This is a genomic window from Reticulibacter mediterranei (genome assembly GCF_016587455.1).
In genome coordinates, this window is record NZ_BNJK01000002.1 from 2,941,879 (window position 1) to 2,953,632 (window position 11,754).

The following is an 11,754-nucleotide window of genomic DNA, read 5'->3' on the forward strand; positions in this document are numbered from 1 at the left end:
GGTCTAAAGCAGCAGCAATGGCTTCTTGCAGATCCTCGCGTGTGCGAGTACCACTGCTGCACTGCGGGCATTGTGATTCCGCCTGCTCTCCAGCAGTTCCAGATATATATTTACATAGTTACACTTTGGTAGCTGCCTAGAATAGAAAGAGAATATGAAAGAAACCTTTCACTTACTTCTCTCATGATGGTGAATGTGAAAGAGAGCGGACACAAGTAATATCTGAGAAAGGGAATCATCAGTATGGCTACGTGTGAAGTGTGTGGCAACGATTATGCGATGTCCTTTGTGGTAGAAACAGCTGGAGTCAGGCACGTCTTTGACTCCTTTGAATGTGCTATCCACCGCCTTGCTCCTGTTTGTGAGCACTGTAGCTGTAAGATTATTGGACACGGTGTGGAGGCTGCTGGACATTTCTTTTGTTGTGCCTCTTGCGCGGCTGCAAAAGGAGCAAAGGGCCTCGTCGATCATGTCTAGTCGATACCGACACAGAAAAACTGGCTCAGTTCGTCAGGCCCTCACTGCGAAGGCCACGCGTAACGATGATTTTACGCCGCATGCTTAGACCTCAGCGAAACCGCTATGCTTTGCCTGCAAAAAATCATCGCTGACGTACTTGAGCACGCATCGCCCAATGCGAGGATCAGGGCGCTCAAAGAGAGGCTTGACGACAACGCCTTCACGGAGATGCTCAGCTCTCGGGGCTTCATCGAGTGCGTGATCTCTGAGCGCTGTGTTCCCTTGTGCATAATGGCGAACAACGCTGAGCGCAGAAGAGCACCTCGTCTGGCGGGATATCCGGCGAGGCGGGGATGCTCCACAGATTTCTACGATTTTCTCCCGGTATTCGGCTCTGTTGCACTTTACGTGATTCCATCTCACGTTTGTGCCTGACTATCTGGATTCCAGCCTCAGCCATCTCATCGACCTCATCCAGTATGAAAGTGGTCATGTTCAGAAAGCTCTCCCTCTCTCCCTCTCCTCCTCGCTAGGAGCTACTGATGCCGAAGCTCTATATATAGATGAGATATGTAACCATGAAACGTATCTACTATAAAGATAGACAATATAGCATGTTTTTCATCTTATCTCTAGAGTAGAGATACTGTTACGAGTAGACCTCACAGAGGATGCTGGCAAACGGAGAAGCTTGTATGGTTTTCTTCGCTCAGCGTTCAGGATTGAGTGACAATAGAAGAAAGGGCATACAACCATGAAGTCCACTACGTTGAAATGGGTCTTTGCAAGAGCTTACTGCATGCTGCTGCTCGCCATCCTGTTGCTGGTGGCAGCCTGCGGAGGCTCTTCCTCTCCAGGCAGTTCCCCTGCCAATCCTACCCCAACCAAGGGAGGATACAATCTCGTTACACTGTTCGAGAGGGATATACAGGTCTTTGACCATGCGATCCAGTCCATCCTGACTCCATAGAGTACACACTCTGTGTTTGTGATAGGAGAAAACCGGCCCTATCTCACTTTAACGAAAGCTGTGGTATAGATTGAGAGGATGGAACCCGCAGAGGTTCAGGAGCGCGTCTCCAACAACCTGTATGTTCTCAGTGACCTAATCGTCACGTAGAGGGAGATAGGGCTATTATCTGGTTCTCCATCATCTTCCGTGCAGGATGAGCTTATGAGAACCTTTCGCTCTTTCGCCGCCCGCTTCCAGAGCAAATCCGGGTTTTTCATCATGCTGTTGATGAGATTTTTGCACGAGAGCTGACGGAGAACCAAAAAATCTGTTCCACGTTCCATGCTGAAGGAAAGCTTCAGCAGAGACGAGGATGCACATGGAGACATGAACTGGCGAGAAGCCGCGCCATGACAGGAAGTCCTTGCTCATCTTAGAAACGACAATCTGCTGGTGATGCACCTAGCGCCCAACGGCAAAGGTACTCTGCCAGGAGCCGCCAGACCAGCTTACGTCCAAGGTATAACAGCCCGCGACTGAGAACAAGGGGAAGATCCCCCACTCTTTCCAGCCCTCTCTTGGCGACCCATGTGGAACGTCCGGCACCCCCGGAACGCTGCCAACATCCTCTGTATTCGTCTTGGAGTTCAGGATCAGCGTTTGCGTGCTTGTACTGGGAGGGATTTGCCCATCGGTCCACCAGGCGAGCTTTCCCGTTTCTCTATTCCGAAGGCGTAGCGTGACCGGCTGCTCATAGTTTGGCCCAACCTCCACAACGAGCTTTGTTATCGGCCACTGCTGATTGCCATCCTGACCCACATGGACGACGCTCTGGTAGAAGGAGCCGTAGATCCAGAACGGCCCGCTCCCGATCAGGTGCACGTTGCTATTCATTCCCAAACTGTCAAGATGCATCTCATGTGGCGGGGACTTTAGAGGGCAATTCTGGGGAGGTGGAGCCAGTGGGCTTGTGACAGACGATGGGCCAGCCGTTGCTGTAATCTGTGTGGCATGTGAGACGGCGGTACTGACCGACTTCGCGGTTGGTGTAGCCTGTGAGATACCTGTAGTGGCAGACGAACAGCCTGTGAGGAGCAACACTGCCAGCAGGCCGATGCACCTTCCTAAATCACCCTGGGGCCAATGAACCAGACAGGGAAGGAGACGTAGGGAAATCATCAGTCAATCCTCATTTCTTTTTTGCATTTAAAGTACGCTCTCTGACTGAAGAATACCTACTCTCCCTGAAATAGGGCTGAATGAGCAGTGTAAATTACAAAATTCGGTCCTGCGCAAACCGGAGGATCGCTCAGCAGAAGACCAGTACCTGCTCAACCTCGTAGAACAAACCCATCCTCAAGTGCAAGTGGCCTGTGTGTTGGCTCAAGCCTTTGCGCTGATGGTCCGCACCAGGAACGCTCCTGCACTCAAGCCTTGGCTGCAAGAAGTGAGCAGCAGCGGAGTGCCAGAATTGCGCACTTTTGCCGCAGGTATCAAGCGCGATCAGGCAGCAGTCCTCGCGGCTCTGACGTATGAGTGGAGTCACGATTACGTTGCATAATGCACCTCGTCTCTCAGATCATTATCATTCTCAGGTAGTCGTGCTTGCTGCTCCTCATCAGGAGGAAGAAAAAGACACGATCCTCGATCATTGTATCGTGCTCCAATAATACGTCCTTTATGGTATCTTCGCCAAATGACTTGAGCAGAGACACCCAACTTGCTCGCCAATTCTTCTGCGGTCAGCATCCCTTGAGACCGCAGGCGTGTGTACCGATCTGGAATACTGTGGTGCCGACGCAGTTGATACACATGGATGCCCCGAAAGAGCAGTCCATCGAAGGTCCGATGCCCTTGCTGATTGAGCTGCGCTGCGACCTCCGTGTCTGTGTGCTCTTCCAGCAGGCGATCCATAGCAGCAAGAGTCTCAGGTGGTGTCAAGCGGGATTGGGCAAAAGGAGGAGGCAAGGGCACCATGAGAGTTTGTGTGGCTCCCCCCTTGAAACGAATATGTGCGACAATCTGGTCAGATTTGTGGACGGTCACATCCTCAATCACCAGGCGTATCGCACGCTTACGTTGGCGCACAGTGGTCTTGGAGTTCTCCCAGAATCGGCGGAAACGCTCCGGGGTTCCATCTATCTCGGTGCGCTCTTCCTCGCTCACCTGGTGTTGATCGCTCTGATTGTACTGCTCCTCGATGGCTCGGGCCTCTTCTAGTTCACGCAATTTCGTGTTCCATTCGGCTTCTAGCACCGTCGCCACCAGTCGGTTCTCAGGATCAACTTTGAGGTAGCGGCGTTGAGCCAGGTCCGCCTCATATTGGGCTCGTTCAACTTGCAAGTGACGCAAGCGCCGTGCTTCATCCGCTCGACTCACCAACTCGTCTTGGACAGCGAGAGTGAGTGCCAGGGCTTCTGGAGTCACCCGTTGCATGAGAAGCCTTCCAATGCAACGATCCAGATCAGAGCCAGGGATACGCTGACAAGGTGGCTCGCCTTGCTCAATGCTTTTGTGCTGACACAGATAATCGGGCACAATACGCTGGCCGGCTCGCTGATGATAGCGTACAGTCATGCGTTCTCCGCACTTGCCACACAGGATGAGTCCCTGCAAGAGTGCTGGCCCTTCTCGTGGTGGAGAGAAGCGCTGTGGAGCATAGGCTTGACTATTCATAGCTAATTGTGCCTCATTTCTCTCGTAATCCTCGAAGGCTAATGTACCCCACATGGGCATTCTTCACAAGGGTATCCCATTCAGATCGAGGCAGATTGATAATGTGAACCTTGCCATCTGCCGTTTTCGTCGTGCGAGTGCGGCCAAAAACATAGGCCCCTGCATAGGCGGGCTGATGCAGGACCCTCAGCACATCGTGGTGCTGGATCACTCCCCAGGCGAGTTCTCCTTGATGAGGTCCTCGACGAATCCGTCGGGGAAAGAGCAGGTGCTGCTGGTGAAAGTGGCGCACAGTCGCAGATGCGGAGAAAGTCGGCTGGAAGCTGAGGAAGACCTCCCGGATGGCAGCTTGCACCTGGAGATCGGGATCAAGCACAATTGTTCCGGATTCAGTGTAACCCAATCCAACGGGGAGAGCCAGTTTCAGAGCTCCACGTCGCGCTTTGTTGAGGATGCCCCCTTGCAAACGGGCGCGCATCACAAAAAGCTCAGCTTCTGACATAGCCCCTTTCAATCCGAGCAAAAGCCTGTCGTTGAAGGTGGAAGGATCATAAAGACCCTCCTCATCTAGGATCAAGGTCTGGGTCAGTGCACAAATTTCCAGCAGTTGATGCCAATCGCTGGAGTTGCGAGCCAGCCGAGAAACTTCTAACCCTAAGACCAGACCCACCTGCCCTAGTCCCACTGAAGCCACCAAACGCTGAAATCCGAGACGGTCGGCAGTGGAGGCAGCTGAGTGACCCAGATCTTGGTCAATCACGAGAATACGCTCCTGGGCCCATCCTAACGCCAGAGCCCGTTCACGTAGCGATCTGAAGTATGCTTTGGGCTTAGAATTGAGCGATCCCGGCTTTGACTTTACTATTTTGTCGGACTGACGCCACGCGCCTGATAGATCAGGGAGCAGAGCAGCTCTTGTTGGATGCCATGCTGGTTCTATTTAAAGAGCAGGGGTGGCTCAAGGAACGTCAGCGCCAACGAACAGACTCTACCCATGTGCTGGCGAAAGTACGAGCGATTAATCGGCTCATATGCGTCGGTGAGGCGATGCGCTTTGCGCTGGGTACCCTGGCTATCGTTGCTGGAGACTGGGTATTGGCTCATAGCAACCAAGAGTGGCTTGCCGCTACGGGCACCATATCGAGGAATCCCGCCTCCCACGCAGCCAGCAGGATCGTCAGGCGATAGCTGAACAGATCGGCCGGGATGGTTCACAGTTGTTGATTGATATGTATGCGCCAGAGGCACCTGCCTTTTTACGTGAGATTCCAGCAGTTCAAATTCTGCGCCGCGTCTGGATCCAAAATTACGTCTGGATTGAGGGTCAACTCAGCTTTCGCGGCAATGAGGATCTTCCTCCAGGCAAGCAGTTCATCAACTCCCCTTATGACCAAGAAGCCCGCTATGGGAAAAAGCGCGAAACGCGATGGACTGGCTACAAAGTGCATCTCACCGAAACCTGCGAAGACGATGCCCCTCATCTCATCGCGCATGTGACTACCGTCGCTGCTGCCATCACTGATGAGGCCATGAGCCGCTTCGATCCATGGCCGAGCTTGTGCAGACGAAGCTCACCCCACGTCAACATTTACTCGACTCAGGCTATATTACCGCACCCATTCTGGTCAGTAGGCGAGCCTCAGTACGGAATTGAAGTGATCGGTCCTGCACGTGATGTCAAGTGGCAAGCCAACACCGAGGGAGGCATCGATGCCAGCCAGTTCCACATCGATTGGGAACAAAAGCTTGCCATCTGCCCCGCTAGGCAACGCAGTATCAATTGGACTCCTGCCATCGACGACCGGAAAAACGAGGTGATCAAGATCAAGTTCTCCACCACCGATTGTGGTCGCTGTCCACGCCAGATCGACTGTATCCGCTCAGAAAAAAAGTCGAAGCGACGTACCATCACCATTCGACCCCAGGCCCAACATGAAGCGCTGCAAGCCGCCCGTCGGAGGCTTTAGACGGCAGCCTTTACTCGCCAATATGCCCTGCGAGAAGGCATCGAAGCGACGATGTCTCAAGGGGTGCGAGCCTTTGGCATGCGACGCTCCCGTTATCTCGGCTTGGCTAAAACGCATTTACAACACCTTAGCATTGCCGCTGCAATCAATCTGGTTCGTGTGGGGGCATGGCTCGATGGAGATGATCTTGCTCCCACATGCATCTCGGCTTTCCAAAAACTTTGCTTTGCTGCTTAAAGAGGTTTCCCAACAGTGTCAACTTTGGTGAAGGATGAGTTTATGAGAGGAGAAGTGATCCTTGAGTTGAGCGTAAACTCCCAGTTCTTCATGTCATTACTACAGAGGTTTCACCAAAGTTGTGTATGAGCCATGTTTGGCCGTCGTCAAGAAACTGTGGTACACTTCAGAAATTAAGAGTCAGATGTAGACATAAATTGGGAAAGGGACAAATGAATAATTCTGACGAACAATCTCTCTCTGAAATTTTCCGTGAGTTCTTGCGCAAAAACCGTGAAAGCAAAGATCTTTCTCAAGAGCAACTTGCGGAGAAAATCGGTGATATTTCCAGTAAGACAACTAGGTGGCCCAGTTTGTCAAGACAAAGAATTCGACTGAAATAAGAGCTACTTGCCTCCTTTTCAATGACTATTCACTCTCAGTCTGCTCTGCGGTGGATTTACGGAAATAGACTTCAGCAGGGATGTGATACTCGAGTGCCTGATGAGGACTCTGCCAATTGTAAAACGCAAAATAGCGAGTTAATGCCTGACGTGCTTCGCGTGGCGAAGAGTAATCGTGAATGTAGACCTCCTCATACTTAACTGTGCGCCATAATCGTTCCGTAAAAATATTGTCGAGTGCTCGCCCTTTGCCGTCCATACTGATCTGAACATTGGCCGCTTTGAGTACATCCAGATATTGTGGACTGGTGAAATGGCTTCCTTGATCGAGGTTCGCAAATACATGGCACAGCCTGTTCGAGTGCCTGCTGAACTGCCATGATCACAAAAGGCATTTCTAATGTCTGATCCAATTGCCAACTCACGACATAGCGCGAATACCAATCCAGGATTGCCACCAGATACAATACATCCAGCCTTTTTGCATGCGAATGTAGGTGATGTCAATGCCCCAGACATGATTCGGATAAGCAACAGCCAGATTTCGCAAGAGATACGGATAGACCTGTTCTTTGAGCTGGCGACGGCTCAAATTGCTTCCCTGGATAAATGGCTGCAATACCCATCTCGTGCATATAGCGAGCCACTGTTTTGCGATTGATACTCATTCCTTCTCGGTGGAGCTGTGCGGCAATCTTTCGTGCCCCATAAAAAGGATAGTGCGTATAAATTTCATCGATGCGATGTTTGAGCTGCACTTCTTCCGCACTGGGAGGCCGTGGTTGATAATATAAACTTGAGCGACTTAAACTGAGTAAATCGGCTTGTAGGCTCAGTGGAAGCTCGTCTGCTTCTCGTTCAATGAACGCGACCCGCTCCTCTCTCGTCAGAGCTGTAACTTTTTTTTGAGCCAACTGACTTGAGTCGTTAACTTGCCAATTTCGGCGTAGAGTTCCCCGAGTTGCTGCTCGTGAGCGGCTTTGAGTTCGGCTGTACTCTCCTGTTTCTCAAAGAGACCTGGCAACCCTTCCAGTGCGATTGCTCGCCAATTTTTGAGTTGGGTGGGATGTACTTCATACTCTGCGGCAATTTGGGCCAGCGTTTTCTCTTCCTTCAAAAGTTCTTGAACTACTCGGGCCTTGAATGCGGCTGTATATTGCTTTCTCATTATGTGTTGAGTATATCTTACTTCCGCCTCTTCCTGTGTTCAAAATCTTAGGGCCATTATACAATTGCCAGATGGGAACGAGGTACGGCTTTACCTTCTCGAAGTAATTTGTGGAAGCTAGCCGAGTTCTTTGGTGATGAGGAAGGGATAGTTAAACGATTGGCTGATTTGAATCCTGGATCGCGGAACGTTACTATCCAGATGCGCATATTAGCAGAGCCTCTTACCGCTCAAAATCTCTTGACAATCATCTCAGCGCTAACAGAACTGACTACGAAATACTGGCTCATCGCAAAAAGGCGCTTTGCTGATTTCATCGAATACACCCAAACGCACAATGGACGATTTGCAGAAGAAGCTCAGATAGTAATAACACGTATCAGCTACAATTCACCTTTCAATATGGATTGGAAAGTGGATTTGAGTGCTCCTAGTGTTGCAGAGGCGCTTGTCACAACCATTGATGGCATTACTCAGCGACAAGAGCGACTGGAAAAAGCGAAACTGGAAAACCAGGCAAAAGCACTGGAAATCAAAGAAGCAGAACAAAAGGCTGAGCAGGACAATCAAATAGCTCTGCTTGAGCAAGAGAAGCACCGCCTTGAACTTGAGCAACGTCGTCTGGAAGTGCTAGGGAAACAGTTAGAGGTGCAGAAGAAGGGCATTGAGTATGCTCTGGAGATTGCGGGAAAAGTAGTTGATATGTTACACCCTGGAGCTGATCCGGCAACACGAGCAATGGAAATTCAAGCACTCCTCCCCAATCTCGTTCAGCTTCAAAATGGGAAGGGACTTGAATTGGCCTTACCTCCTCTGTCGAAAGATACTGAGTAAGATTTTGACACCATATCATTTGATGGGAGGAAGAGATCATGCCAAGACCACTCGACGGCATCGGATTCCTGGCTTACTGCCGGAGACAAAGTTTTTCGAAAGAAACACAAGAACTGCTCGCCAACATTCGATCTTCCACACCCTAGCCGCTTCTCACCAATCCCCCTGTGGTGGTGCGAACATCACCCCACCACATACAAGAGAGCAGTTCCTTCCCCGCTAGCACTGCGTGACGCTCCTCATCTCTCTCCCATCACCAAGCAGACTGTGTCAGATCGATCCTCTTCACCTCATCACCGTGTTCCATAAGAGGTTTTTATATCTTTTTTATAGACAAGAGGAACAACTCTGCTATACTAGCTCTATCATCCTTTACAGATGTTTTCATACAGGCCACAATGATCACCATGCCACCGAGCCAAGAGTGAAGAGGATGGGGAGTCCTCACGCACTCCTGGCTCTCCCTTCCTCTCATACGTGCGGTGACGATTCTCCATGGATTACTCCTACCACACAAATGAACCGCGAGAGCATATAATAGAGGAAGCTCTTTTTTATGCGTGCCCCCGGATCTCTCCTTGCAAAAAGGTTCACCTCCCACTCCACAGACCACACGGCGCTCCTCGAAAGGGGAGCACCGTGTGGATATTCTTATTAGCCATGTTGCTCATGATATCCCTGTGATATCTTCCTGCCACTTTAGCAGATCGCGCCTGCTTCCGCAAGCCACAGAGGACCTCTCTGCTGCTTTTGTTAAGGAAAGCAGCAGAGAGGGAAGATGAACCATTTGGAGTGACCCCTTCCTACCGGGTCTGACGCACTTTTGATGATCATGAAGAATCCATTGATGAATGCAAAACACGCTGACGAAGGAGATCGAAATTCGCTCTCCCATACATCTGACGCTTCAAATACTTTAATCGATGAACGTGCCCTTCCACGACACCGTTGCTCCAAGAAAAAATGAGACCGGCCTGCACTGCTTCCTGATCCTGCCGCAGTTTGACCACAAAGGAGCGCAGTTCGGGAATGCCACTGTGGAAAGCCGCGTGGAGCCAACTGTCAAGTTCTTCTCCCCTCCGCTCTCGTACCATCTGGAGAAAGAACTGAAGCAACGAGGCTGTGTTGCAAAGACAAAGCTGATCGGCTACAGTAGGGAGAAAAAAGCGAAAGAGATCTCCTCTCAATGAGCAACTACAGTGAAAATCCGTTCAAATGGCGTCACTTTCAGTCCGACCTGATTCTCTTGTGCGTCAGGTGGTATTTGCGCTATTCGCTCAGCTACAGAGATCTTGAAGAAATGATGCTGGAACGAGGATTGCAGGTGGATCATACCACCATTTACCGCTGGGTTCAGCAGTATGCTCCAGAGCTTGAACGGCGTTGCCGTCCTCATTTGAAGCCTACCACCGATTCCTGGCGGGTTGACGAGACCTACATCAAAGTGAAAAAGCAGTGGGTCTACCTCTATCGAGCTCTCGATTCGCAGGGAAAGACTCTCAATTTTTGGCTGAGTCCGACCAGAGATGGAGAGGCAGCCAAGCGTTTCTTGCTCAAAACCCTCACCGCCTCTTATTGCAGCCAATCACGCGTCATCAACGTAGACAAAAACGCTGCCTATCCCAAAGCTTTTTCTGAGCTGAAAGCGGCAGGAAGCATCCCAGAAGGTTGCAAGCTCAGACAAATCAAATATCTGAACAATATAGTCGAGCAAGATCATCGCTTCATCAAACGATTGACCAAGCCGGGGATGGGATTTTTCTCCTTTGAGACGGCCTGGCGAACCCTCCAAGGATTCGAAGTGATGAACATGCTACGGAAAGGGCAACTGCAAGGAGTGGAAAAAGGGGATGTGAGAGGGCAAGTCACGTTGGTCGCCGGGCTGTTCACAGTAGCCATCTAATGCATTCTCAAGAGACCTTTTCCGGGATGGATAAATGAGCTTCATACGAACAATGATAATAAGCACAAATCCGCTCGGCCAACTGCTTGGCTGTGAGCAGCCCATTAGGTTCAACGACAGCTCGCTTGCCATGCACCCACTTGGGTTCAATAGGATTGAGCCACGGACTCTGCTTGGGCAGAAACAACGGGAGAATGCGCACGCCCTTGCCTGTCAACTTGACCTGCTGGTTGTGATCTCGAATCCAGGTGCGTACGATCTTACTGTCATGCCAAGAAGCATTATCCCAGATGAGCAGCCAGGCCGTTTTCCCCTGACGCTCCAGTTGGGTGCAGCACCAAGTCAGAAACTGCGTCGTGATGTCACTGACTGGACGTCCATCCACAAAGCGCAGGGACATCTGATCCCGAACGGGAGCATCTGCTGGCCCTCGTTGCCACAGAACCCCATAACATGCCAGCGCTTTCGCATCAGGATCGGCCTTCTGCCAGCTCTGTTCTCTCAAATGAACGGGAGCATCGGTCGTTTGCCAAGCATGGGCTGGGGGCAACGCGAAGCGACTCCACTACACCTCATCGAGAAAGCCGATGGCCCAGATGGCCGCCTGTCGCGCCTGGGAGGCCCAGATCAACAGTCGGTCGCGAGCCGTTTTTTTTCTGGTACAACGGATCAGGGCTGGTGAGCCAGTGTTTCGCCCGCTTCCAGTTGATGCCCAGACGCAAGAGCGTTTGGCGCATCGTCTCGATGGAGACGGAGCGGGTCATCCAGCCGAGGCGAACACACTGCTTGACGAGCAAGTCGAGTGTCCACAGGCTGGTCTCGAAGCCGAAATCGCGAGGCGGGCGATGCAACACCGCTTTGAACATCTCAGTGGTCACGTCTTCGCGCAGAACGGTCGGCAGATGGTGGGGACGGCTCGATCCAGCTTGGAGCGCTTCTTGTCTCTCCCGGTTGAATGCGTGGATGGCATGGCGAACGGTTTGTTCGTCGCAGGAGAGCGCCTTCGCGATGCGGGGGGGCGTTTCCCCACGAGCCGAGGCGAGCAAGATCTGGCTGCGACGAAGCACAAATGCGTCGGCTGAACGTAATCCGGCGGTCAACGCCGTTCGTTCGTCTTCGGAAAGGTCTCGAACAAAAATGCGTGGTCTCATGGGATTGAGTATACCAAATCCCGG

11 protein-coding genes and 3 pseudogenes are annotated in these 11,754 nt (G+C 51.5%); 7 read left to right on the top strand and 7 right to left on the bottom strand.

Annotated elements, in window-relative coordinates; genetic code table 11:
• Positions 1–243: 243 nt before the first annotated feature.
• The gene (locus K3T83_RS52035; RefSeq protein ID WP_220210943.1) at positions 244–477 is read left to right on the top strand and encodes a metallothionein; all 234 of its coding nucleotides are present in this window, start codon (positions 244–246) and stop codon (positions 475–477) included.
• A gap of 736 nt (positions 478–1,213) precedes the next feature.
• Positions 1,214–1,429 (top strand): hypothetical protein, encoded by a 216-nt coding sequence (locus tag K3T83_RS52040; RefSeq protein ID WP_220210944.1) that lies wholly within the window; start codon positions 1,214–1,216, stop codon positions 1,427–1,429.
• Positions 1,430–1,873: 444 nt separating this feature from the next.
• Here the strand turns inward: K3T83_RS52040 and K3T83_RS52045 are convergent, their stop codons facing one another.
• Entirely contained in the window at positions 1,874–2,590 is a 717-nt protein-coding gene (locus K3T83_RS52045; protein WP_220210945.1) for a hypothetical protein, read from the bottom strand.
• 76 nt (positions 2,591–2,666) lie between these two features.
• Here K3T83_RS52045 and K3T83_RS52050 point away from each other — a divergent pair, with 76 nt between their 5' ends.
• The gene (locus K3T83_RS52050) at positions 2,667–2,972 is read left to right on the top strand and encodes a transposase (protein WP_373324762.1); all 306 of its coding nucleotides are present in this window, start codon (positions 2,667–2,669) and stop codon (positions 2,970–2,972) included.
• Here the strand turns inward: K3T83_RS52050 and K3T83_RS52055 are convergent.
• Entirely contained in the window at positions 2,960–4,087 is a 1,128-nt protein-coding gene (locus K3T83_RS52055) for a recombinase zinc ribbon domain-containing protein (protein ID WP_220210946.1), read from the bottom strand. The two genes, K3T83_RS52050 and K3T83_RS52055, sit on opposite strands and share 13 nt — an antisense overlap.
• A gap of 13 nt (positions 4,088–4,100) precedes the next feature.
• On the bottom strand, positions 4,101–5,027 hold the full coding sequence (locus K3T83_RS52060) for a recombinase family protein (RefSeq protein WP_308441739.1): 927 nt from the start codon (positions 5,025–5,027) through the stop codon (positions 4,101–4,103).
• Here K3T83_RS52060 and K3T83_RS52065 point away from each other — a divergent pair.
• Together K3T83_RS52065 and K3T83_RS56900 are read left to right on the top strand one after the other, a co-directional pair.
• Positions 4,940–5,275 carry a hypothetical protein gene (locus K3T83_RS52065; RefSeq protein WP_220210948.1) on the top strand — a complete coding sequence of 112 codons (336 nt, stop codon included), beginning with the start codon at positions 4,940–4,942 and terminating at the stop codon, positions 5,273–5,275. The two genes, K3T83_RS52060 and K3T83_RS52065, sit on opposite strands and share 88 nt — an antisense overlap.
• A gap of 41 nt (positions 5,276–5,316) precedes the next feature.
• Positions 5,317–6,291: pseudogene (locus K3T83_RS56900) on the top strand (transposase).
• A 408-nt stretch (positions 6,292–6,699) separates the two neighbouring features.
• Here the strand turns inward: K3T83_RS56900 and K3T83_RS58455 are convergent.
• A pseudogene (locus tag K3T83_RS58455) lies at positions 6,700–7,842 on the bottom strand (IS3 family transposase).
• Positions 7,843–8,001: 159 nt separating this feature from the next.
• On the opposite strand from K3T83_RS58455, the gene K3T83_RS52095 reads away from it, so the two are divergent.
• Positions 8,002–8,676 carry a hypothetical protein gene (locus tag K3T83_RS52095; protein ID WP_220210953.1) on the top strand — a complete coding sequence of 225 codons (675 nt, stop codon included), beginning with the start codon at positions 8,002–8,004 and terminating at the stop codon, positions 8,674–8,676.
• Between the two features lie 830 nt (positions 8,677–9,506).
• On the opposite strand, the pseudogene K3T83_RS52100 reads toward K3T83_RS52095, so the two are convergent.
• Positions 9,507–9,791, bottom strand: a pseudogene (locus tag K3T83_RS52100) (transposase); the annotation flags it as partial.
• Between the two features lie 71 nt (positions 9,792–9,862).
• Here K3T83_RS52100 and K3T83_RS52105 point away from each other — a divergent pair.
• Positions 9,863–10,579 (top strand): IS6 family transposase, encoded by a 717-nt coding sequence (locus tag K3T83_RS52105; protein ID WP_220210955.1) that lies wholly within the window; start codon positions 9,863–9,865, stop codon positions 10,577–10,579.
• 7 nt (positions 10,580–10,586) lie between these two features.
• Here K3T83_RS52105 and K3T83_RS52110 read toward each other — a convergent pair whose 3' ends face one another.
• Together K3T83_RS52110 and K3T83_RS52115 are read right to left on the bottom strand one after the other, a co-directional pair.
• Positions 10,587–11,129 carry a transposase gene (locus tag K3T83_RS52110; RefSeq protein WP_236065294.1) on the bottom strand — a complete coding sequence of 181 codons (543 nt, stop codon included), beginning with the start codon at positions 11,127–11,129 and terminating at the stop codon, positions 10,587–10,589.
• Positions 11,130–11,151: 22 nt separating this feature from the next.
• Entirely contained in the window at positions 11,152–11,730 is a 579-nt protein-coding gene (locus K3T83_RS52115) for a helix-turn-helix domain-containing protein (RefSeq protein WP_220210956.1), read from the bottom strand.
• Between the last annotated feature and the right edge of the window lie 24 nt (positions 11,731–11,754).

Bases quoted from the DNA above. Each gene is read 5' to 3' on its own strand.
- K3T83_RS52055 (WP_220210946.1), bottom strand. From the start codon at position 4,087: ATGAATAGTCAAGCCTATGCTCCACAGCGCTTCTCTCCACCACGAGAA.
- K3T83_RS52115 (WP_220210956.1), bottom strand. From the start codon at position 11,730: ATGAGACCACGCATTTTTGTTCGAGACCTTTCCGAAGACGAACGAACG.
- K3T83_RS52040 (WP_220210944.1), top strand. From the start codon at position 1,214: ATGAAGTCCACTACGTTGAAATGGGTCTTTGCAAGAGCTTACTGCATG.
- K3T83_RS52035 (WP_220210943.1), top strand. From the start codon at position 244: ATGGCTACGTGTGAAGTGTGTGGCAACGATTATGCGATGTCCTTTGTG.
- K3T83_RS52045 (WP_220210945.1), bottom strand. From the start codon at position 2,590: ATGATTTCCCTACGTCTCCTTCCCTGTCTGGTTCATTGGCCCCAGGGT.
- K3T83_RS52105 (WP_220210955.1), top strand. From the start codon at position 9,863: ATGAGCAACTACAGTGAAAATCCGTTCAAATGGCGTCACTTTCAGTCC.